General features: G+C 66.8%; 19 protein-coding genes. 2 read left to right on the top strand and 17 right to left on the bottom strand.

Annotated elements, in window-relative coordinates; all coding sequences use genetic code 11:
- Nucleotides 1–14 precede the first annotated feature (14 nt).
- Entirely contained in the window at nucleotides 15–1,028 is a 1,014-nt protein-coding gene (locus tag QZ634_RS15915; RefSeq protein ID WP_291990047.1) for a peptidase U32 family protein, read from the bottom strand.
- Nucleotides 1,029–1,150: 122 nt separating this feature from the next.
- Nucleotides 1,151–1,957, bottom strand: a complete 807-nt coding sequence (locus tag QZ634_RS15910) for a helical backbone metal receptor (protein ID WP_291990045.1) — start codon at nucleotides 1,955–1,957, stop codon at nucleotides 1,151–1,153.
- 36 nt (nucleotides 1,958–1,993) lie between these two features.
- On the opposite strand from QZ634_RS15910, the gene QZ634_RS15905 reads away from it, so the two are divergent.
- Entirely contained in the window at nucleotides 1,994–2,719 is a 726-nt protein-coding gene (locus tag QZ634_RS15905; RefSeq protein ID WP_291990043.1) for an SDR family NAD(P)-dependent oxidoreductase, read from the top strand.
- An 82-nt stretch (nucleotides 2,720–2,801) separates the two neighbouring features.
- On the opposite strand, the gene QZ634_RS15900 is transcribed toward QZ634_RS15905, so the two are convergent.
- The 6 genes from QZ634_RS15900 to QZ634_RS15875 all read right to left on the bottom strand — a co-directional run bounded on the left by QZ634_RS15900 (nucleotide 2,802) and on the right by QZ634_RS15875 (nucleotide 12,166).
- On the bottom strand, nucleotides 2,802–6,749 hold the full coding sequence (locus QZ634_RS15900; protein WP_291990041.1) for a PAS domain S-box protein: 3,948 nt from the start codon (nucleotides 6,747–6,749) through the stop codon (nucleotides 2,802–2,804).
- 76 nt (nucleotides 6,750–6,825) lie between these two features.
- Nucleotides 6,826–7,962 carry an FIST N-terminal domain-containing protein gene (locus QZ634_RS15895; protein WP_291868737.1) on the bottom strand — a complete coding sequence of 379 codons (1,137 nt, stop codon included), beginning with the start codon at nucleotides 7,960–7,962 and terminating at the stop codon, nucleotides 6,826–6,828.
- A 118-nt stretch (nucleotides 7,963–8,080) separates the two neighbouring features.
- Nucleotides 8,081–8,881, bottom strand: a complete 801-nt coding sequence (locus tag QZ634_RS15890; RefSeq protein WP_291868734.1) for an SDR family oxidoreductase — start codon at nucleotides 8,879–8,881, stop codon at nucleotides 8,081–8,083.
- A gap of 13 nt (nucleotides 8,882–8,894) precedes the next feature.
- Nucleotides 8,895–9,542: a thiol:disulfide interchange protein DsbA/DsbL gene (locus tag QZ634_RS15885; RefSeq protein WP_043566232.1), complete on the bottom strand. Its 648-nt coding sequence runs from the start codon at nucleotides 9,540–9,542 to the stop codon at nucleotides 8,895–8,897.
- Between the two features lie 62 nt (nucleotides 9,543–9,604).
- Nucleotides 9,605–10,348, bottom strand: a complete 744-nt coding sequence (locus QZ634_RS15880; RefSeq protein ID WP_291990039.1) for an SPOR domain-containing protein — start codon at nucleotides 10,346–10,348, stop codon at nucleotides 9,605–9,607.
- 33 nt (nucleotides 10,349–10,381) lie between these two features.
- Nucleotides 10,382–12,166, bottom strand: a complete 1,785-nt coding sequence (locus QZ634_RS15875) for an arginine--tRNA ligase (protein WP_291990036.1) — start codon at nucleotides 12,164–12,166, stop codon at nucleotides 10,382–10,384.
- Nucleotides 12,167–12,304: 138 nt separating this feature from the next.
- Between QZ634_RS15875 and ubiB the strand changes: the two genes are divergently transcribed.
- Entirely contained in the window at nucleotides 12,305–13,852 is a 1,548-nt protein-coding gene (ubiB, locus tag QZ634_RS15870) for a ubiquinone biosynthesis regulatory protein kinase UbiB (protein ID WP_291990034.1), read from the top strand.
- A 44-nt stretch (nucleotides 13,853–13,896) separates the two neighbouring features.
- Here the strand turns inward: ubiB and QZ634_RS15865 are convergent, their stop codons facing one another.
- Genes QZ634_RS15865 through QZ634_RS15825 form a run of 9 tightly spaced genes read right to left on the bottom strand, consistent with a single transcriptional unit; the run spans nucleotide 13,897 to nucleotide 20,687 of the window.
- Entirely contained in the window at nucleotides 13,897–15,291 is a 1,395-nt protein-coding gene (locus tag QZ634_RS15865) for an ATP-binding protein (protein ID WP_291990032.1), read from the bottom strand.
- Nucleotides 15,291–15,953: a response regulator gene (locus tag QZ634_RS15860; protein WP_291990030.1), complete on the bottom strand. Its 663-nt coding sequence runs from the start codon at nucleotides 15,951–15,953 to the stop codon at nucleotides 15,291–15,293. The genes QZ634_RS15865 and QZ634_RS15860 overlap by 1 nt, the downstream gene beginning before the upstream one ends.
- A gap of 50 nt (nucleotides 15,954–16,003) precedes the next feature.
- Nucleotides 16,004–16,627 (bottom strand): Maf family protein, encoded by a 624-nt coding sequence (locus tag QZ634_RS15855; RefSeq protein WP_291990028.1) that lies wholly within the window; start codon nucleotides 16,625–16,627, stop codon nucleotides 16,004–16,006.
- Nucleotides 16,627–17,097: a 23S rRNA (pseudouridine(1915)-N(3))-methyltransferase RlmH gene (gene rlmH, locus QZ634_RS15850; RefSeq protein ID WP_291990026.1), complete on the bottom strand. Its 471-nt coding sequence runs from the start codon at nucleotides 17,095–17,097 to the stop codon at nucleotides 16,627–16,629. Before rlmH ends, QZ634_RS15855 begins: the two co-directional genes overlap by 1 nt.
- Nucleotides 17,094–17,477 carry a ribosome silencing factor gene (rsfS, locus tag QZ634_RS15845; protein ID WP_291990024.1) on the bottom strand — a complete coding sequence of 128 codons (384 nt, stop codon included), beginning with the start codon at nucleotides 17,475–17,477 and terminating at the stop codon, nucleotides 17,094–17,096. Before rsfS ends, rlmH begins: the two co-directional genes overlap by 4 nt.
- Before the next feature lie 7 nt (nucleotides 17,478–17,484).
- Nucleotides 17,485–18,159, bottom strand: coding sequence for a nicotinate-nucleotide adenylyltransferase (gene nadD, locus QZ634_RS15840; protein WP_291990022.1), 675 nt, complete (start codon nucleotides 18,157–18,159; stop codon nucleotides 17,485–17,487).
- A complete protein-coding gene (locus tag QZ634_RS15835; RefSeq protein ID WP_291990020.1) occupies nucleotides 18,152–18,934 on the bottom strand; it encodes a BPSS1780 family membrane protein in 783 nt (260 codons plus the stop codon). Before QZ634_RS15835 ends, nadD begins: the two co-directional genes overlap by 8 nt.
- A 16-nt stretch (nucleotides 18,935–18,950) precedes the next feature.
- The gene (locus QZ634_RS15830) at nucleotides 18,951–19,718 is read right to left on the bottom strand and encodes a BPSS1780 family membrane protein (RefSeq protein ID WP_291990018.1); all 768 of its coding nucleotides are present in this window, start codon (nucleotides 19,716–19,718) and stop codon (nucleotides 18,951–18,953) included.
- Nucleotides 19,719–19,721: 3 nt separating this feature from the next.
- On the bottom strand, nucleotides 19,722–20,687 hold the full coding sequence (locus tag QZ634_RS15825) for a homoserine kinase (protein WP_291990016.1): 966 nt from the start codon (nucleotides 20,685–20,687) through the stop codon (nucleotides 19,722–19,724).
- Nucleotides 20,688–20,702 lie beyond the last annotated feature (15 nt).

The raw sequence follows: 20,702 nt of genomic DNA, 5'->3' as shown, positions 1-20,702 counted from the left end.
GGCCATCCTGGCGCTCAGCGCCACGGGCGGTTGTAGGCGCCCAGCGTGACCTGGCTGCCTTCGGCGACGCGCGCCAGCTCGGCCTGCCAGGTGGGTTTGACGGAGAAGTTGCCAGGGTTCCTGGCCAGCTCGTCGAGCGCTGCGCGCAAGGCGCGCGTCACTTGCGCGACGTAGGTCGGACTGCGCTGCCGCCCCTCGACCTTGATCGCCGCGACGCCGATGGCGGCAATCTGCGGCAGCACTTCGAGGACGTTGAGGCTGGTCGGTTCCTCGAGCGCGTAGTAGGTGTCGCCATTGACCTCGAAGCGTCCCTTGCACAGCGTCGGGTAACCGGCCGGTTCATCGTCGCCGAAGCGGTCGATGAGAATGCCGTTCAGGCGCGTGCTCATTTCGCCGGGTGACTTTTCCCACTTGACGTACTTCGCCGGCGAACACGCGCCGACGGTATTCGGCGACTCGCCGGTGGCGTACGAGGACAGCCAGCAACGGCCCTCGTTCATCACGCACAGGCTGCCGAAACCGAAGACCTCGATGTCCACCGGCGTGTTGCGGATCACCGTCTCGACCTGCGCCAGCGTCAGCACGCGCGGCAGCACGGCGCGGCGGACGCCGAATTCGCGCTGCGCGAAATTGACCGCTTCGTAGCTCGTCGCCGAACCCTGCACCGACAGGTGCAGACGCAACTCCGGGTGGCGGCGGCTGGCGTAGTCGAGCAGGCCGACGTCGGCGAGGATCACCGCATCGACGCCGAGATCGGCCGCGCCATCGACGGCGCGCTGCCAGTCGGCGAAGCGTCCGGGCTGGGCGAAGGTATTGATGGCCATCAATACCTTGCGCTGGCGCGAGTGGGCGTAACGGATACCTTCGACCATCGCCCTGTGGTCGAAATTGAGGCCGGCGAAGTTGCGCGCGTTGGTGTCGTCGCGGTAGCCGAGGTAGACCGCGTCGGCGCCGTGGTCTACAGCCGCCTTGAGTGCCGGCAGGCTGCCAGCGGGGCAAATCAGTTCGGGAACTTGCGTGCGCGACATGCGAAACCTCGGCGAAGCGGGTCAGTGACGAGAGCTGGCCAGTATAGTCAGCGCCAGCTTTTGGCCCTTGATTCGGGTCAACTCGGGCAGATTCGGGTGAAAGCGGGTCAGCTTCGCGGCGATTACGCCAGGCGGGCACGCAGGTGACGCAAATAGGCCAGGCCGCGGATCGCCCGGCTGCCATACCAGGAGACCATTTCCCCGTCGATCAGCGTGGCGCGTGTGCCCGGCAGCTGCTCGGCCAGCTGCCTCAGGTGGCGTTCGCGAAACGCGTATGGTTCGCTGGCCAGCAGCAGCCAGTCGGCTTCTCGTGCCAGCGCCGGCAGATCGACTTCCGGATAGCGCAGGGCGCTGTCGGCCGGCAGGCTATCCCAGCCGGCGGCGGCCAGCATGCGCGAAATATAGGTGTCGCGGGCGACGCTGAGCCAGGGCTGCTGCCAGATCAGGTAGAGAACGCTCTGTCGCGGCAGGGTCACGGTCTGGGCGCGCAGGGCTGCCCATTCGCGCTCGAAGTCGGCCGCCAGCGCTCTGCTTCGCGCCTCGACTTGCGGATCGCCGCCGAAGATGCCACCGAGCAACTCGTAGAGAGCGAGATTGTCGCGAACCGTCAGTGGGTGGGTGACGATCACCTGCGGCACGAAGGCGTGCAGGGCGTCGACTTCCTCGCGGCGGTTCTCGTCGATATTGACGAGCACGTGCGTCGGTGCCAGGGCGCGCAGCTTGTCGATCGAGAAGCCCTTGGTGCCGCCGACTTTCGGCAGTCGCCGAACGATCTGCCGCGGATGAATGCAGAAGCCGGTTCGGCCGACGAGGTATTCGGCGAGGCCAAGGTCGACCAGCAGTTCGGTGAGGCTGGGCACCAGTGAGACGATGCGCGGGGTGTCCGCGCAGCGAGCGTGTTGCTTGCCGATCGCGTCGGACCATTGCATGATTAACGTTTTGAGGTGAGAGAAGCGGAGGAGCCGATGCTAACGCAAAAACTGGCCGTCGTTACCGGTGCCGCACGCGGGCTTGGCCTGGCGGTGGCGCGCGATCTGGCCGCGGCCGGATGCCAGGTGCTGATGGTTGGTCGCCATGCCGAGGCGATCGAAGACGCCGCCCGGCAGTTGTGTGCGAGTGGTCACGACGTCCTCGCACACACCGCCGACGTGACCGATGCCGGTGCCGTCGCGGCCCTCGCGGCACGCCTGCGCCGCGAGTTCGGGCGTGCCGATATTCTGGTCAACAACGCCGGCGTGTTTCTCGAGCGCAAGGACTTCGCGCAACCACAGGCGGCCAGCGTCCTCGTCGTCGATCCGGAGTGGGCTGCCGCCGCCTACGCCGGCAATGCGCTGGCGCCGCTGCGGCTGATTCAGGCAATTGTCCCGCTGATGCGCGAAAATGCCTGGGGGCGCATCGTCAACGTCTCGTCGACCATGGGGCAACTGTCCACCATGGGCGGCTCCTGGCCGGCCTACCGGATGTCGAAGGCGGCGCTCAATGCCTTGACCCGACTGACCGCCGCCGAACTCGAGAACAGCCCGATCAAGGTCAATTCGGTTTGCCCCGGCTGGTGTCGGACGGCGATGGGTGGCCAGGACGCGACGCGTAGCGTCGATGAAGGGGCCAAGGGCATCGTCTGGGCAGCACTGTTGCCCGACGACGGTCCGAGCGGCGGCTTCTTTCGCGACGGCCAGGCGATCGACTGGTAGGGCCGAGCGAGGGCGCGGGCTCGCGCTCGCGCGCGGGCGACCTTCCCGGCGCGGTCCGCTACGCTGTGGCCCGCGCCATCGCTCAGGCGCCGGGCGGCGCCCCGAGCGCGGCGCGCAGGCGCTCGATTTCTTCCCCCAGCTGCTCGACCAGTGCGTCGAGTTCCGGGGGCTCGCCAAACGGGCTGCGTTGTTCCAGGCGCTGCGCCAGCTGGACGGCGGGTCGCGCACCGAAAATCGCCAGCGTTCCCTTGAGGGTGGCGGCGGCAGTCGCCGCCCGGCGGCGCTCGCTTTCGGCGAGCGCGTGGCGCAGGGCGTCCATATCGCGCTGCGAATGTTCGAGAAACAGGTCGCTGATCAGCGCCACCGTCTCCTGGTCGGCCGTCGCCAGCGCCGCGCCATAGTCGAAGGCAGCGCGGCCGGGACGGCTCGCCTGCTGCTCGGCGCTGGTCGTGCCGGACGCCGCCGCGCGCGGGCTGAGGGTTTGCCCGTCCGCTGCGCCGGCGCTGCCGACGCCATGCTTGAGCAATAACTGCTGCAGTTGCTGGCCATCGATCGGCTTGGCCAGGTAATCGTCCATGCCGGCGGCGAGGCAGCTTTCCCGGTCACCGTGCATGGCGTTGGCGGTCATCGCGACGATCGGCTGTCGCCGCTTGCCAGCGGCCATTTCGGCCGCGCGGATCCGGCGCGTTGCTTCGAGCCCGCCCATGATCGGCATCATCATGTCCATCAGCACGACGTCGAAGCTTTCGCCACGCAGCCGATCAACGGCGGCCTGGCCGTCCTCCGCCAGTGTGACGCGGTGACCGCGGCGTTCGAGCAGCCTGATCGCCAGTTGCTGGTTGATGGCGTTGTCTTCGACGAGCAAAACGGCCAGCGACGGTCCTGCAGCAGGCAGCGCCTGCTCGTCCAGGCGCGCAGCGGTCGCCGTCGAGCGCTTGTCGAAGGCGCGAGCGACCGCGTGCAGGAGCTCGTCGCCGGTCAGCGGTTTGCCCAGCTGGCCGGCGATTCCGAGGCGCCGGCAACGCTCGCTGTCGCCTTGCCAGGGGGCCGCGGAGACGATCAACAGGAGCATCGACTCGCCGCCGGGGAGTGCGCGCAGCCGTCCGGCGAGCGCGTACGCGTCGCCGTCGCGAAGGTCAGCGTCAAGCAGCGCCAGGTCGACCGAGTCTGGCGCCGCCGCAAGCCGCGCCAGGGCTGCCGCGCCGGATTCGACGGCGCTCACCGCTGCCCCGGCGGCTTGCAGCGTGCGTGTCACGACGGCGCGACTGAGCGGCTGCGGGTCGACGACCAGAATGCGTTTGTCGGTCAGCTGTGGAAGCGGCGGTGGCTGCTCGAGCCCGTCGACCCCGCAGCGGATCGTGAAATGGAAAGTGCTGCCACGACCGACCTGGCTTTCGACCCAGATGCGCCCGCCGAGAAGCTCGGCCAGGCGCGCCGATATGCTCAGTCCGAGACCGGTGCCGCCGTACTTGCGGGTGACCGACCCGTCGGCCTGCGCGAAGGGGTCGAAAATCGTCGCCAGTTTTTCTTCGGGAATACCGATGCCACTGTCGGCCACCGCGAAGTGCAGATCCAGCTCGCCATCAGCGTGTCGATCAGCGCTTTCCAGGCGCAGCAGCACTTCCCCGCGGGGGGTGAATTTGATCGCATTGCCGACCAGATTGAGCAACACCTGGCGCAAACGACCGGCGTCGCCGAGCACCAGTCGCGGCACCGTGGGGGCGATATCGCAGATCAACGCCAGTTCCTTGTCGTGCGCGCGCAGGGCCAGTGACTTGAGGGCCTCGCCAACGCTGCGCCAGAGATCGAAGGCGCAGTGCTCGGCGACCAGCTTGCCGGCCTCGATCTTGGAGAAGTCGAGGATGTCGTTGATGATCGTCAGCAGCGCGTCGGACGAGTCCTTGACGATCTGCATACAGGTGCGCTGTTCATCGCTGAGCTCACCGTCGAGGAGGAGATGGGTCATGCCGATGACGCCGTTCATGGGCGTTCGTATTTCGTGGCTCATGTTGGCCAGAAACTCGGACTTGGCGCGGTTGGCGGCTTCCGCGCCTTCCTTGGCGCGGCGCAACTCCTCGGATGCGTTCTTGGCGGCTGAAATATCGGCCAGGTAACCGTTCCACAGCATGCCGCCGCTGGCCGTCGGCGTTCCCTGCGCTTCGCCGTGTACCCAGACGCTGCCGCCACGCTGGCGATGAACGAGGCGAAAGTCGACCGACCAGCGCGACTGACCGGCGGGCGTTGTGGCCATCGACGTCTCGACCCGTTGCCGGTCGTCGGCATGCACCAGCGCAAACAGGGTGTCCGCGCTGGCCATCGCTTCTTCGGCCGGGACGCCGCAGATCTGCTCGATGGCGCGGCTGAAGAAGTGGAAGACGTGCGCGCTGCGCGAGCGCTGGTACTGATAGACGGCCACCGGGATGTTGTCGGTCACTTCGCGCAGGCGCGCATCGCTCTCCTTGAGCAGGCTGACGTCCTGCCAGATACCGGTGAAGATCGGCGCTCCGTCCGCCGCCGGCGGTTCGGGCGCCGGGTTGATCTCGCCACGAATCCAGCGCAGCGCGCCGTTGGGCAGGCGTATCCGGTACTCGCCCTGCCAGGCTTCACGGCGCGCCGCCGCGCCACGGATTCCGTGCTCGACGCGTTGCACGTCGGCGTCTATGACCTGTCGGGTGGCGAGATCCGAATCGGCGAGCAGGGCGCTGCGCTCCAGTCCTCGGATTTCGTGCAGGCGCTCGCTGAGAAAGGTATAGCGAATCCGTGTCGGACCAATCTCGCACTGGAAGACCACGGCCGGGACGCTGTTGGTGATCTGGCGCAGGCGCGATTCGGCGCTCGATATCGCGGCTTCCTGTGCCTTGCGCTCGGTGATGTCGATGATCGCGCCAAGCAGGCCGGCAATGCTGCCGTCGGCCTTGGTCAGGGTCGCCCGGTGGAAGATCGTGTCGCGCCGGCTGCCATCGGGCAACTCGACCTGCGCCTCGTAGACCTGCTGGCCGCCTGCTTGCAGGAGCTGGCGATCCTTTTCCGCGTGCGCTTGCGAGAGTTCGGCCGGGAGGAGGTGGCGCACGGTTCTCCCGGTCCACTCGTCGCGCGCAATGCCGAAGAACTCGGCGAACGCGCGGTTGAGGTGCTGATAATGCCCGCCGGTGTCGGTGAGGTAGATCGGTAAGGGCACCACCTCGAACAGTTCCTGCACCAGGTGCAGCTGCTCCTGCAACTGTTCCAGCGCCAGCCGTCTTTCGGTGACGTCGTTGAGCGTTCCGGCGCAGCCGGTGAAGTTGCCGGCGGCGTCGAATTCGGCGCGGGCGAAGACCTCCAGCCAGCGATCGTCACCGTGGCGCGTCCGGTAACGCGCTTCCTCGCGGACAAAGTCGATTTTCCCCTGCGCCAGTGCCGAAAAGCGCGCCGTCGCGTAGGCGCGGTTTTCGACCGGTACGCTGGCCAGCGATGGGCGGCCGACGCTTTCGTCGACCGCGTAGCCGGTGATTTCGCTCCACGCCGGATTGAGGTAGGTCCAGAAGCCATCGGCGTCGGTTCTGAAGATCACTTCCTTGAGGCTTTCGACGACCGAACGGAAGCGCTTTTCGCTGTCGGCGAGTTGCGCTTCGATGCGCTTGCGCTGGCGCACCAGATCAGCCATCAGCGTCGACAGGGATTCAAGATCGTCGCCCTCCAGCGCTGGCAGTTCGCGGTCGTCGCCACGCAGCAGGCCAGCGGCGGTGCTGCGCAAGGAGTGGATGGCGCGCGAGCGACTGGCCAGGTCGTCACGCAAGCGGTCATTCGCCTGCAGCAGTTCGTTCGAGCTCAGGTCGAGGCTGCGCGTACGCAGGGCCAGGTCCCGCTCGTTCTGCTCGTAGGCACGGTCAACCTGCGCCAGAAAGCTGTCCAGCCCGTTGAGCAGGAGCGCAGCCTGGGGCGAGACGGCGCCACTCGCGGCCAGTTGCCGGAGTTCGTCAAGGACCGGCGCTGCGCCCTCCCCGTCGACTGCGAGGACACGCCGTATTTGCCGGTTAAGAAGTTTGTGCATGCCAGGGGGCGAGTGGGTAGGAGCTGGAGATGTGGAGAGGGGCAGGCGCTTGGCGAGAAACTTGGCCGGGCAGCCGTCAGTCCTCACCGATCCAGGTGACGGTCATCGTCTGATTGTGCAGCCGACACGCACCGCTTGGGGCAAGCGGGCCGATTTCGCCGTAGGAATAGAAACCGGCGAGCAGCGTCTGCGGGCCGAGCACATTGCCGACCGCTTCGACCTCCTCATCCACGCGTCCGCCCATGACCAGCTTGCGGCCGACACAGCTGACCAGCAGGGCCAGTCCCTGCGCGTGCGCGGGGATGCTCGCCTGCACTGCTTCGGCGGCGGCTTCGGCGCCGCCGACCAGGGCGTCGGTGCTGGCGTGCATCAGCTTCAGGTAGCCATGCGGATCGATCTCGCCGGCCAGCGTCAGGCTGCCGTCGCGCTCATCGACGCCGAGGATGGTGCGGATGAGACCGGTCTCGCGGTGGTCGCTGCCGAGCATCGCAAACGGGAAGAGCAGACCTGACGCGGGCAGGCCGCTGGCGTGCTCGCCGAGGTAGCGCTTGTAGACGTCCAGAGCCGGCTCGCCGTCGAGTTCATGGAGCAGGTTATCCGCGCTACGGGTCACCTTGCGCGCCGGCCCGAACGGCGACCAGCCGCCGAAGGAGCCGTGTGCGAAGCGCAGCGCCGGGCCGTAGAAGCCAAGGGCGACGACGCCGTCGCTACTGATGCCGCTGTCGTCGAGCACCCAGGTCTCGCGAAAAGCATCGCCGTCGCCGGCCAGGCCACCGGCAACCGGCAGCTCGCTGCTCAGGACTTCGCCAATCCCGAGCAGCAGGGCGCTGCCATTGATGCATACGCCCTGAGCGAAGACCAGGACCGCGCGCAAGCCCTCCGGTGGCAGCTGTGTGGCCAGCCGCCGGCCGGCAGCCAGCGAGTCGTTCATCCCGCTCAGTCGGGTCGATGCCTGCACGAGCTGAGTGCTGGCGAAGCGTATGGCAGTCAGCACGCAGCTTTCGTCGCTGACTCCGTCAGCCGAGATCTCCCCGGCCGTCGAGCAGCCGATCCGCCTGGCCGCAGGAAATGTCGCCGCCAGTGGCGCGGCCACGGCGCTGAGCAGGTGGCTGGCGCCGAAGGCGAGCAGCAGATCGGGCTGCAGGCGCGTCAGCGGGGCCAACTTGTCGTTGATGTTCGTCGCATCGCGCAGGACGAGCTGAGCAATCTGCATGGGCAACACTCCCTGGTTTGCTTTCCGAGGCGCAGCAATCAGCCGTGCAGAATACTGTGCGCGGGCTTGCTGGGCAAGGCAGTACAGCCTGTCGACTGGCGGGCAAGGATGTCGCCGCCTATTCGCCAGAGACCTGTCGCGGCTTGCGCGGTGCGCCGACCATCAGCCGATCATAGACGGCGTTCGGCAGTAGCCGCAGAACGCGGGCGACGACGCCCATCTGCCAGGGAACGACGACGTAGCTGCGGCCCTGGTCGATGGCCCGCGCAAAGCGCGCTGCGGCGGCGTCGGCGGCCATCAGGAAGGGCATCGGGAAGGGGTTGGCTGCGGTCATCGGCGTCCTGATGTAGCCGGGACAGAGGGTCACCACCTTGATCCCGGAAGGGCGTAGTTCGACACGCAGGCTTTCGAGATAGGTGATCACCGCCGCTTTCGACGCGCTGTACGCCTCCGAACCGGGCAGGCCGCGAATTCCGGCCACCGACGCGATACCGACCAGCCGTCCGCGACCGGCGCGACGCATGTTGCCGATGAACGGCGAGAAGGTCGCCGCCATGCCGAAAAAGTTGGTGTCCATGACCCGGCGGATGGCGTCCAGGTCTTCTGCGTGTTCGCTGAGCGTGCCCATCGAGATGCCGGCGTTGGCGACGACGATATCGGGAACGCCGAGACGGGCCATGAAGTCGTCGCCGGCGGCGCGCAAGGCAGCCGCGTCGGTGACGTCAAGCGGGTAGCAATGCACCTGCCCCGGCCAGCGTGCGGCCAGCTGCTCAAGGGCTTCCGCGCGGCGCGCGCAAAGGCCGAGCTGCGCGCCCCGCGCGGCGTAGTACTCGGCCAGTGCCTGGCCGATTCCCGACGAGGCGCCGGTAATGAACAGCTTGCTGACCGGTGGAGCTGGCGCTGAGCCGAGGGCGCTCATCGCGCCGGATGGCTCACTTTTTCTGCTGCTCGCCACGCGCCTTGGCGATCACCTGGTCGGTCAATGCCAGCAGGTCGCCGTAGCCCTTGAGATCCTTGCCGGCAACGAGATACCTGCCGGCGACGGCGAGTGCCGGAACGCCCTGGATCTTGTAGGCCTGGGCCATCTGATCGGCACGCTTGGCCTGGCTGAGAACCCCGAACGAGTTGTAGGCAGCGGTGAACTTCTTGCCATCGACACCCTGCGCAGTCACCCAGGCGATGATGCTCTTGTCGTCAAAGAGGCGCTTGTTTTCCTGGTGCAGGGCACGGAATACGGCACCGTCGAGCTTGGCCAACTCGCCGCTTGCCTCCAGCGCGTAATAGAGCCTGGCCAGGCTGGCCCACTGCGGGCGTCCAAAGGAGACCGGGACCCGCTTGAAGACCACGTCGCTCGGCAAGGCCTCGGCCCACCTGCTGACCAAGGGGTGGAAGTCCGCGCAATGCGGGCAGCCGTAGGAGAAGAACTCGAGCACTTCGATCTTGGCCGGATTGTCGCTGATCTGCGCCGGGACGATGGCCACGTAATCGCGATCGGCCACCAGTTCGGCGCGGGCGGGCAGGGCCATGGCCAGCAGCGCCAGGGTGATCGCGGCAAACCATCCACTGATGCGTCCTTGCATTGTTTGTTTCTCCTTGTAGGCGGGTAAGAGTGTAGAAGCGTCAGCGCGCCAGAGGTCTTGGCTCAGTCCTTCTTGACGACGCGGGCGTCGATACCTTGCCTGGCCAACTCGCCGCGCAGAATGTTCACTTCGTCCATGCGCGGGTACGGCCCCAGGCGAACGCGGTACCACACCTTGTCCTGCAGCATGACTTGTTGAATGCGCGCTTCCACACCCATTAACGCCAGCCGCGCCTTCTGGTTGTCCGCTTCAGCGACACTCTGGAACGAGCCGGCTTGCAGATAGATGGGTTTCTTGAGCAAAGGGTCCGCCTCGGGTTTCTTGTCCTCCGCCTTGCGCTCCTCGGCCTTCCTCTCCTCCGCCTTTTTGTCTTCCGACGGCCGGACGTCCAGCGACTTGATTTCGAGAGGTTTTCCGTCCAGGGGCGGGCTGGTCGCGGGAATGCTGGCAGCCGGACCGGGAACGCGCTGCGTCGGGTCGGGAATCGCTTCGGCGTTGCCGGGCAGAATCTTGTAGAAGTCAAAGCGCGGTTTTTCGGGGGCCGTCGAGTCGCCGGGCTTGCCGGGCAGGGCGACCGGTGCCGGGGCCAGCGCCGGCATATCGGGCGTCGGTTCCGGGCGTGGCGCGTCGGTGACCGGCGGTGGCAGCTTCGGTTGCTGGCCGGTGGTGGTGAAGGGCAGTGGCACCTTGTTGACGTACCAGACCACGCCAGCGACGGCAATGACGCCAACGACCAGGCCAATGAACAATCCAAGCAGCGTGCCGCCTCCCGACTTCCTGTGGGGCGGCGTCTTGCGGGGTTTCATGTCACGACTCATGCCAGTCCTTTGTTTCTCTGATTACATCGATTCCGGGCAGCTCACGCCGAGAATCGCCATGCCGTTGCGAATCACCTGGCGGACTGCAGCCGCCAGCGCGAGGCGCGCATCGCGCAGCGCCGGCTCATCGACCAGCATTCGCTCGGCGTTGTAGTAGCTGTGAAATTCGCCGGCCAGATCCTTGAGATAGAAAGCGATCAGGTGCGGTGCCAGCTCGCCGGCGGCGGTCTCGACGGTCTCCGGGAATTGGCCCAGGCGGGCGGCCAGGGCCAGCTCGTGGGGGCCGTCCAGGTGGCCAAGGTCGGCGCCGGCGAGCGTTTCCGGATCGCCTCCCCAGAGGGCCAGCAGCGAGCAGACGCGGGCGTGTGCGTACTGAATGTAGTAGACCGGGTTCTCGTTCGAATGGCTCTTGGCCAGGTCAAGGTCGAAATCGAGGTGCTGGTCAGACTTGCGCAGGACGTAGAAGAAGCGACAGGCGTCGTTGCCGACATCTTCGCGCAGCGTGCGCAGCGTCACGAACTCGCCGGAACGGGTGGACATCTGCGCCTTGCGGCCCGAGCGATAGAGTACCGCAAACTGGACGAGCGCCACATCGAGCCGCTGTGCGTCGAGCCCGAGCGCAGCGATGGCGCCCTTGACGCGCGGGATGTAGCCGTGATGGTCGGCTCCCCAGACATTGATGATCCGCTGGAAACCACGCTCGTACTTGTTGACGTGATAGGCGATATCCGATGCGAAGTACGTGTACTGGCCGTTCTCGCGTTGCACGACGCGATCCTTCTCGTCGCCGAAAGCGGTCGACCGGAACCAGCGTGCGCCGTCTTGGCGGTAGAGATGGCCGGCCCTGTCGAGTTGCTCGACGCAGCGCGCCACCAGGCCGGTCTCGAAGAGCGATTGTTCGGAGAACCAGACGTCGAAGTGCACGCCGGATTCCTCGAGGTCGCTGCGACAGTCGGCGAGCTGTTCGGTGAGGACGTGGTCGTGCACGTATTTCCAGTCGCCAGCGAGCAGGCGCTTGGCATTGGCGATCAGCGCGTCGAGATGCGCCTCGCGCTGCTGCGCCGCTTCGGCGTCGGTGCGCTCCGCGTCGGGCAGGCCGGGAGTGCCGGCGATGGCGCTGGCCGCCGGACGCAGGTAGCGCGGGCCGCGGGCCGCCAGCAACTGCCTGGCCATCTCCGTCACGTAGGTGCCCTTGTAGGCGTTGCTCGGGAAAACGATCGCCTCGTCGGTGTCGCTTTTCTCGCCGGCGAGTGCCAGATAGCGCAACCAGGTCGACAAGGCGAGAATGTCCATCTGCCGGCCGGCGTCATTGACGTAGTATTCGCTGGTCACGTCCCAGCCGGCGAAGGCGAGCAGCTTGCCGAGGCTGTCACCGTAGGCCGCGCCGCGGCCGTGGCCGACGTGCAGCGGCCCGGTCGGGTTCGCCGAAACGAATTCGACCAGCACTTTCTCCTTGCCACCGGCCGGCGAGCGGCCGTACGACGGGCCGTCTTCGAGCGCGCTGCGTACCGCTTCGAGGCGGGCAGTGGGGTGCAGGTGAAAGTTGATGAAGCCGGCGCCGGCGATTTCGGCGCTGCTGAGCAGCTCCGACGTCGGCAGTTCGGCGAGCAGCAGCTCAGCGAGCTGGCGTGGATTGCGTTTCAGCGAACGCGCCAACTGCATGGCCAGGTTGCAGGAGAAATCGCCGTGCGTGGCCTGTTTTGGCCTTTCGATGTGGATTTCGCTGCTCGCAACTTCGGCCGGTGCAACGCTGCGCAGCGCGGCACGCATCAGCTCGGCAAGGTGATATTTCAGGTCTTGGCTCATCAGGGCGCGTCGGGTGATCGATTCTATCGAGCCGTCGATTATACGTTGCCAAGGCACAGCCAGCGACGATAGCCGGCGCGATGCAGCTCGTTTCTGTGTAAACTCGCTACTTTGCCGACCACCGGGCGCCCCTCCGCCGTGCGACTTTTCCGCCTCGCCAAAATCCTCAGCATTGCCAGCCGCTTCGGCCTCGACGAGATGATTCTCGAACACGAGCCCAGTGGTCGCCTGGCTGCGCTGTCGCGCGCGCTGCACTTCTGGCGACGCTTCGATACGCCGTCGGCGGTTCGCCTGCGCCTGGCGCTGGAAGCGCTGGGGCCGATTTTCGTCAAGTTCGGCCAGGTCCTGTCGACTCGTCGCGACCTGTTGCGTCCGGACATCGCCGACGAACTGGCCAAATTGCAGGATCGCGTGCCGCCCTTCTCGTCCGAGCTGGCGCTGGCGCAGATCGAGGCCGCCTACGGCCGGCCGGCCAGCGAAGTGTTTGCCGAGTTCGACTCGACACCGGTCGCCAGTGCGTCGATTGCGCAGGTGCACTTCGCGCGCCTGCGCCCCGAAGACGGGGGCCACGAGGTGGCGGTCAAGGTCCTCCGGCCGGAAATGCGCAGCGTCATCGCCAACGATCTGGCCCTGCTCGATACCCTGGCCGGATTGCTCGAAAGCGTGTGGTCGGACGGCAAGCGGCTGAAGCCGCGCGAAGTCGTCGCCGAATTCGCCAAGTACCTTTACGACGAACTCGACCTGATGCGTGAAGCGGCCAACTGCTCGCAGCTGCGGCGCAATTTCCACGGCTCGCATCTGCTGCAGGTCCCCGAGGTGTACTGGGATCAGTGCACGACGACGGTGATGGTCATGGAGCGCATGCGCGGCATCCCGATCAGCCAGACCGGGGCGCTGATCGTCGCCGGCATCGACCTGCCGGCGTTGTCGCGCGCGGGCGTCGAGATTTTCTTCACGCAGGTTTTCCGCGACGGTTTCTTTCACGCCGACATGCATCCGGGCAACATTTTCATCGCCACCGACCCGGCGCACCACGGCAGGTACATCGCACTCGACTTCGGCATCGTCGGGACGCTGACCGATTCCGACAAGAACTACCTGGCCCAGAACTTCCTGGCCTTCTTCCAGCGCGACTACAAGCGCGTCGCGACGGCGCATATCGAAGCCGGCTGGGCGCCGCCCGATACCCGCGCCGACGAGTTCGAGGCCGCCGTGCGCGCCGTCTGCGAACCGATTTTCGACCGCCCGCTGCACGAAATCTCGTTCGGCCGCGTGTTGCTGCGACTCTTCCAGACCTCGCGCCGCTTCAACGTCGAGATTCAACCGCAGCTGGTGATGCTGCAGAAAACCCTGCTCAATATCGAAGGCCTCGGTCGTCAGCTCGACCCCAATCTCGACCTCTGGAAAACCGCCAAGCCCTTCCTCGAGCGCTGGATGAACGAACAGGTGGGGCGGCGCGCCTTCCAGCGTGGCGTGCAGCAGGAAGCGCCCAACTGGGCGCGCATGCTGCCGCAGCTGCCGCGCCTGGTGCATCAGGCACTGGCGCGGCCCGAGGCGCCAGATGTGGCGCCACAGCTGGCCAAGCTGGTGCGCACGCAGCGGCAGCAGAACCGCTTGCTGGCGGTCATCGTCGTCCTCCTGGCGGCGCTGCTGCTGAGCCAGTACTTCGCGCCGCAACTCGGCTGACCGTGTCCAGCGTGGTCGCTAGCGACGACCCGCGAAGCCTGCCCTCAGCCCGCCTCTGCCAGCCGCCAGCGCAGGGAAGCGGTGAAGCCGCCAGCAGCGAGGTTCTCCAGCTGCACGTGCGCGTCGTGCAGTTCGGCAATGCGCTGCACGATGGCCAGACCGAGACCGCTCCCTTCGGTGCGCGCATCGCCACCGCGATAGAAGCGTTCGACCAGTCGCGGCAGGTCTTCGCCGGCAACGCCGGGCCCGTCGTCGGCCACCCCCAGCGACAGGGCGTCGGCATGGCGGCAGGCGAAGACGGTGATCGTGCTGCCCGGCGGCGTATAGCGCAAGGCGTTATCGAGCAGATTGCGCAGGACGATTTTCAGCAGCTCGGCGTCGCCCCTGACCAGCATCGGCGAGTCGTCGGCCTGCAGGCGAACGCTGCGCGCGGGAGACGCGCCGGCGCCCTCGCCGCACTCTGCAAACAGCTGTCGCGCCAGCGTGGCGAGGTCGATTTCCTGTGGGCTGGGTAGTCCGCCCAGGGGGTCGAGCCGGGCCAGGCGAAGGAGTTGTTCGAGGACCCGCGTGGCGCGGTCGCTGCTCGCCAGAATCTGCGTCAAGGCGTGCTGACGGTCGTCGGCGTCCCTGCTCAGCTGGGCGACCTGCGCCTGAATCCTGACCGCTGCCAGCGGCGTCCGCAACTCGTGCGCGGCGTCGGCGGTAAAGCGTCTTTCGTTGTCCAGCGTGTCGTGCAGCCGGCCCAGGAGTCGGTTGAGAGCCAGCAGCAGTGGTTGGGCTTCCATTGGGGCATCGACCGTGGCCAGTGGGCGGAGATTTTCCGGCGAGCGCGAGGCAACGTCGGCGGCGAGCTCGTCGAGAGGCTTCAGCCCGCGTCGTACCGAGAAGTAGAGCAGGAGCAGCAGCAGCGGCGAAATCAGCGCGGTCGGCAGCACCGCCTGGCCGGCAACCTCGAGCGCGGCACGGTCGCGCAGGGCGATCGACTGCCCGACCTGAACGCGGTAGTCAGAGGACTCTGCGGCGCTCGCCGCCAGGGTCAGCATCCGCCAGGGAAGGCCGTCGTGTTCGATGACGCTATAGCCGGGTGTGCCGGACAGCGGTGCGTCGGGTGCGTGCGCCGAGCGCAGCAGCAGCGAGCCGTCGGCGCGGCCGATCTGGAACTCCAGCGGCGGCTCGTAGGCACTGCCGTGCTCGTTGCTGACCGTCGCCAGGCGCTTCGCCAGTTCGGCGAGATGGGCTTCGTTGTCGCTCACCAGCGCCAGCAGGAGTCTGGCCGATTGCGCCAGATGCCCGTCCATCATTTCTTCGGCCTCGTGCTGCGCCTGTCCGTAACTGAGCACGCCGCTGATGGCCAGGCCCAGCAGCGCGGCGAAGCCGACGGTGCCGAGCAGGCGCCAGCGCAGCGACTGCAGGCAGGTCTCCCGGCGCTCGTTGGCCATCAGGCTTCGTCGCTCAGTTGGTAGCCCATGCCGCGCACCGTGCGGATGAAGTCGGCGCCGAGTTTGCGGCGCAGATTGTGGATATGGACCTCGACCGTATTGCTGCCGGTCTCCTCGCCCCAGGCGTAGAGGCTTTCCTCGATCTGGCTGCGACTGCGGATGTGGTTCCTGTGGCGCAGCAGGTCCAACAGCAGCGCGTACTCGCGGGCCGATAGAGCGATCGGCTGACCGTCCCGGGTGACCCGCTTGCTGGCCGGATCGAGGAGCACTCCGGCGTGTGCCAGGGTCGGCGTCGCCGCGCCGCGCGCACGGCGAATCAGGGCGCGCAGCCGTGCCTGCAGTTCGGGAAGGTCAAAGGGCTTGGTGAGGTAGTCGTCGGCGCCGCCGTCCAGGCCGGCGATCTTGTCGGCACTGGTGTCGCGCGCGGTGAGAATCAGTACCGGCAGCTGACTGCCGCGTCCCCGCAGTTCCCTGAGTACGGCCAGGCCATCGCGCCTGGGCAGGCCGAGATCGAGAACGCAGGCCTGATAGTCGTGGTCGAGCAGGGCCAGCCGCGCGGCGTCGCCGTCGTGAACCCAGTCGACCGCGTAGTCGGCGAGCTTGAGACCGGCACGGATGCCGTCGCCGAGCAGGGCGTCGTCTTCGACGAGCAGGATGCGCACTGGTGCGGTGTCCTTTCTTCGCTGTGCCTTGGCGCCGCGCTCTGGCGGGGCTAGAGCGGGTAGCCGAAGCGTTTCAGGAGCTGCGCCGTTTCGCACAGCGGCAGACCCATCACGCCCGTGTAGCTGCCGGCGATATGCTCGATGAACATCGCCGCCCGCCCCTGGATGCCGTAGGCGCCGGCCTTGTCCATCGGTTCGCCGCTGGCGACGTAGCGTGCGATCTCGTCGTCGTCGAGTTTACGAAAACGCACCTCGCTGATCGAGCACAGCAGTTCGGTACGCTCGTCGAAGCTCACCGCGACGGCGGTCAGCACGCGGTGGGTGCGCCCGGAAAGGCGGCGCAGGATGCGTTGCGCGTCGTCCACGTCAAGCGGCTTGCCGATCAGTTCGCCGTCCATTTCGATGCTCGTGTCGGCGGCCAGCACCGGCTGCAGGAGCAGTCCGCGCCAGTTGACGATGCGCCAGCCGAGGCTCGCCTTGTTACGCGCGACGCGTTCGACGTAGGCCGCTGCTTCCTCGCCAGGCAGCGGAGTTTCGTCGAGTTCCGGGTCGCCGCGCTGTGCGTCGCGGAAGGCGATGGTGTCGAAGCCGACGCCGATCTGCGCCAGCAGCTCCCGTCGGCGTGGGCTGCGTGACGCCAGGTGAACGCGGCGGTGGTGTAGAGAGAATGACATCAGCCCTCCCGGTGATAGGGGTGATTGCGAACGACGCTGATGGCGCGATAGAGCTGTTCGCAGAGGAGCAGTCGAGCCAGTGCGTGCGGTAGCGTCAGACTCGACAGGCGGATGGTTTCGTCGGCCCGTTCCTTGAGCTCGGCGTCGATGCCGTCGGCACCGCCGATCACCAAAGCCGTCGCGCCGCCGCTGCGCATCCAGCCCTGCAGGCGTTCGGCAAGCTGCACGGTGGTCAGATCGGCACCGCGCTCGTCAAGGACGAGCAGTCGCTGGTAGCCGTTCAGCGCCGCCAGCAGGCGGGTCTTTTCGGCGGCCAGCAGTTGCTCGCGGGTTTTCGAGCCGCGCGCTTCGGGTTTGATCTCGACGATCACCAGTGGCAGTTCGCGCGGCATGCGCTTGACGTATTCGGCACAGCCTTGAGCGACCCAGGCGGGCGGCTTGTGGCCGACGGCGAGGATGGCCAGCTTCATTGCTTGCCTGCAGCCGCCTCTTTCGTTCCCGAAGTTGCCCGGCGCACCCGTTCCGGGCCTTTGCCACCCCACAGTTCCTCGAGCTTGTAGTAGCTGCGAATGGCCGGCTGCATGACGTGTACGACGATATCGCCGAGGTCGACAAGTACCCATTCGCCGGCTTCTTCGCCTTCGCAGGAGAGGACCTGAAAACCGGCCTCGCGGGCTTTTTCCTGGACGTTGCGGGCCAGCGCCTTGACCTGGCGGTTGGAGTCGCCGCAGGCGACGACGATGGCGTCGAAGAGCGAGGTCAGTTGCGTGGTGTTGATGACCTCGATGTCGCGGCCCTTGATGTCTTCGAGCGCGTCGACGACGAGTTTTTCCAGCTGCACAGGTTTCATTGGCGAGTCAATACTCCGGGTAAAGGTTCTGGTTGCGAATGTAAGCGATGACGTCGTCGGGGAGCAAATAGCGGGGACTGCTGCCGCGCGCCAGCAGCTGGCGAATCTGCGTTGCCGAAATGGCCAGCGGGGTCATTGCAAAAGTGGCGATGCAGCCGGCGGCCGCTGCACGCAGATCGGCCGGCTGGGCGCAGAATCGCTCACGATAGCAGGCGGCCAGTGCGGCCGGCAGGCTGGCGGCGTCGATCGGAAAGCCTGGGCGATGGGCGACCCCGATGTGCGCCAGTTCCAGCAGCGACTGCCAGCGGTACCAGCTGGGCAGGGCGGCGAAGGCGTCCGCGCCGAGCAGCAGGAGCAGGGGTCGCTGGCGGCCAAACTGACTGGCCTGACGCAGGCGCTCGAGGGTGAGCACCGTGTAGCTTGGCCCGTCGGCGTCGACTTCGGCCGCGTCGACGTCGAAGCTGGGGTTCCCGGCGGTGGCCAGGCGGACCATCGTCAGGCGCTGCCGGGCCGTCACTTCGGGGGCTTCGCGGAGCAGCGGCTGGCCGGCCGGTATCCAGCGCACGCCGGCCAGCTGGAGCTGGTCGGCGGCTTCTTCGGCGAGCCGCAGGTGGCCGAAATGGACCGGGTCGAAAGTGCCGCCAAATATTCCCAGTGGCCGCTCGCGCGGGTTGTCAGGCATCGCTTACCGCGTCACTGCTGACGAAGACGTCCCGGTAGCTGACGTAGAAGCTGGCGAATAGCGTTGGCGCGAGAACCAGGATCAACACCACGGTCAGCAGGACCGTGAGCAGCGCCGCACCGTCCGGCAGGAGGGCGGCGAGCGTGCCGAGCAGCAGCCCTGGGAGTACCGTTGCCGCGACGACGATGGCCAGTGAATAGACCAGGAAGGCGCGCCAGTTGCGGGCGCAGGCGACGAAACTGAAGAACAGTGCCTTGCCCGGCGACAGCCCGTGCCAGCTGGCAAGAATCGGCGCATACCAGTAGGCCATGATCAGCGGGCAGAGCAGAATCAGCGCCACCTGCAGTGCCAGCATCAGTTGGCCACTGGCCAGCACCGCCTCGTCGGGCTTGTGGCCGGCGAGCATCAGGCGCATCAGTGCGCCGTCGTCGGCTAGTGACGAGATGGCGAGAATGCCGACCGTCGCCGCCAGGTAGATGGCGCCCAGGGTGATCAGCGCCCGCGGGTTCTTCTGAAACCCCGAGAACAGCGTTTGCGGGCCCAGCGGTCCGCCTTTGTCGATATTCCGGCAGGCGTTCATCAGACTGACCGAGAAGGCCGGGATGCACAGCGTGGTGGCGATGGTGCCGATAATCGGGATGACATTCACGATGGCCATCAGCATCCAGTAGCTGACCACCAGGAAGGTCAGCATCAGGTGATTCTTCCGGAAAATCCGGAAGCCTTCGGTCAGCCAGCGCCAGCCGTGCGCGGTGTTGAGAGTCAGTGCTTGCATGTTGTAGTCAGCCCGTTCAGGCAGAGAGGAAAATGTCACGATAGGAAGCATACACGGAGCCGGCCAGGACCGGTCCAAGGACCAGGAATCCGAGACCAACGGGGAGGGTGGCGAAAAAGCAGAGGACCATGACCAGCGGAGCATAGACCAGAAACACGAGGATGTTCTTGAGGCAGGCGTTAAAGCTGGCCTTGAGCGCATTGACCGGCGGCATGGCGTTGAAAACGACCAGCGCCGGGGCAAACCAGATGGCCATCACGATGGGTATCGAGAGCAGGAGCCAAAGCAGGCCGGCGAGCGCGACGCCGCCGAAGGCGATGCCGGCGGCAAGTGGGCTGTGCATGATCATTGCCCCGGCCATGCCGCTGCCGGCGAGCAGCATTACCAGCACCACCAGCGCCAGCATGGCGAGCATGGTCAGCACGCCCAGCGTCAGCAGCGCGGATGTGTGCTGCTGGAAGCCGGCGAAGAGGTCGCTGATGGCCAGCTCTTGCTCATGCGCCAGCTTCTGGCAGGCGATGAGCATGCCGGCAGCGAGGACCGGCGCCAGGAGGTGGGCAGCGAGTGGGCCGATCAGGGGGACGGTCGCCAGCCCAATATAAATGACGATGACGATGACCATCATCGCAATCCACGCTCCGGGTCTGGCGATGAACATGGCCCAGCCTTGCTGCAGCCAGTTCAGCGCGCTGCCGGCGCCGACGCGGCGGCTGGCGCCGTTGAACTGCGGCGCGGGTATCGGGAAGGCCTGCATGCTTGTCGTGGGGTCGAGAAAAGGATGCAAATGCTAGTCGCCCTGGGCGGGCGAGGCAAGCCAGGGAGCCTTGTCGCCGCTGGCAATACGCGCCTGCAGGATGCCGCGGTAGGCGTCCGGGTCACGCCGGGCGATCAGGTCGCCAGGGCGCGGCAGATGATGATCGTACAGTCGCGAAATCCAGAAGCGCAGCGCTGCGGCGCGCAGCAGCGTCGGCCATGCCGCCTGTTCCGCGGGCAGCAGCGGTCGCCGGGCGTCGTAGGCGCCGAGCAGCGCTGCGCAGCGTTGGCCGTCGAGCGTTGCCTTGGCGGTGACGCACCAGTCGTTCACGGTCACCGCCAGATCGAAGAGCAGAGCGTCGACGCCGGCAAAATAGAAATCGAGCACGCCGCTGACGCGATCGCCCAAAAAGAGCACGTTGTCGCGAAAAAGATCGGCGTGGATCAGCCCGTGCGGGAGCTCGTCCGGGCGAGCGGCCTGTTGATGGCGCAGCTCGTCGCCGAGCAGGCGGGCGTCGTCTGCCGCCAGGCAGGGAGCGATTTCCTTTGCCACGCGTGCGCACCAGTCGGTGTCGCGGTGATGCCGTTGCGGCGCCGGGAACGAGCGCGCGGCGAGGTGCAGCGCGGCGAGCATGCCGCCCACCGCCGCGCATTGCGCGAGGTTCGGCGCGCGTTCAGAGCGCCCGGCCAGCCGGCTGACGATGACGGCCGGCTTGCCGCCGAGCCAGGTCAGATACTCGTTACGGCGGTTGGCGACGGGCGCCGGGCAGGGGATGGCGTGTGCCGTCAGATGGGCCATCAGCTGGATGTAGAACGGGGCCTGGTCGGGCGCCACTTCCTCGAAGATGGTCAGCACGTAGTCGCCAGTGCTGGTGCTCAGGAAGAAGTTGGAGTTCTGCACGCCTTCGGCGATCCCGGTCAGCGTTTCAAGGCTTCCCAGGGCGTAGGCGTCGAGCCAGGCGGCCACCTGCGCGGTCGTCAGCTGGGTGAATACCGACATGGCGTTCCCGCGAGC

Origin of the sequence: Candidatus Accumulibacter sp. ACC007 (assembly GCF_907163205.1) — a bacterium.
In the GTDB taxonomy this organism is placed as follows: domain Bacteria; phylum Pseudomonadota; class Gammaproteobacteria; order Burkholderiales; family Rhodocyclaceae; genus Accumulibacter; species Accumulibacter regalis.
Note: the sequence above shows the minus strand (reverse complement) of the source record. Positions and strands in the feature narration are given on the sequence as shown.

What these genes read in the sequence shown, in the direction of transcription:
- QZ634_RS15915 (WP_291990047.1), bottom strand. Translation starts at nt 1,028, where the DNA reads ATGTCGCGCACGCAAGTTCCCGAACTGATTTGCCCCGCTGGCAGCCTG.
- QZ634_RS15910 (WP_291990045.1), bottom strand. Translation starts at nt 1,957, where the DNA reads ATGCAATGGTCCGACGCGATCGGCAAGCAACACGCTCGCTGCGCGGAC.
- QZ634_RS15905 (WP_291990043.1), top strand. Translation starts at nt 1,994, where the DNA reads ATGCTAACGCAAAAACTGGCCGTCGTTACCGGTGCCGCACGCGGGCTT.
- QZ634_RS15900 (WP_291990041.1), bottom strand. Translation starts at nt 6,749, where the DNA reads ATGCACAAACTTCTTAACCGGCAAATACGGCGTGTCCTCGCAGTCGAC.
- QZ634_RS15895 (WP_291868737.1), bottom strand. Translation starts at nt 7,962, where the DNA reads ATGCAGATTGCTCAGCTCGTCCTGCGCGATGCGACGAACATCAACGAC.
- QZ634_RS15890 (WP_291868734.1), bottom strand. Translation starts at nt 8,881, where the DNA reads ATGAGCGCCCTCGGCTCAGCGCCAGCTCCACCGGTCAGCAAGCTGTTC.
- QZ634_RS15885 (WP_043566232.1), bottom strand. Translation starts at nt 9,542, where the DNA reads ATGCAAGGACGCATCAGTGGATGGTTTGCCGCGATCACCCTGGCGCTG.
- QZ634_RS15880 (WP_291990039.1), bottom strand. Translation starts at nt 10,348, where the DNA reads ATGAAACCCCGCAAGACGCCGCCCCACAGGAAGTCGGGAGGCGGCACG.
- QZ634_RS15875 (WP_291990036.1), bottom strand. Translation starts at nt 12,166, where the DNA reads ATGAGCCAAGACCTGAAATATCACCTTGCCGAGCTGATGCGTGCCGCG.
- QZ634_RS15865 (WP_291990032.1), bottom strand. Translation starts at nt 15,291, where the DNA reads ATGGCCAACGAGCGCCGGGAGACCTGCCTGCAGTCGCTGCGCTGGCGC.
- QZ634_RS15855 (WP_291990028.1), bottom strand. Translation starts at nt 16,627, where the DNA reads ATGTCATTCTCTCTACACCACCGCCGCGTTCACCTGGCGTCACGCAGC.
- rlmH (WP_291990026.1), bottom strand. Translation starts at nt 17,097, where the DNA reads ATGAAGCTGGCCATCCTCGCCGTCGGCCACAAGCCGCCCGCCTGGGTC.
- rsfS (WP_291990024.1), bottom strand. Translation starts at nt 17,477, where the DNA reads ATGAAACCTGTGCAGCTGGAAAAACTCGTCGTCGACGCGCTCGAAGAC.
- nadD (WP_291990022.1), bottom strand. Translation starts at nt 18,159, where the DNA reads ATGCCTGACAACCCGCGCGAGCGGCCACTGGGAATATTTGGCGGCACT.
- QZ634_RS15835 (WP_291990020.1), bottom strand. Translation starts at nt 18,934, where the DNA reads ATGCAAGCACTGACTCTCAACACCGCGCACGGCTGGCGCTGGCTGACC.
- QZ634_RS15825 (WP_291990016.1), bottom strand. Translation starts at nt 20,687, where the DNA reads ATGTCGGTATTCACCCAGCTGACGACCGCGCAGGTGGCCGCCTGGCTC.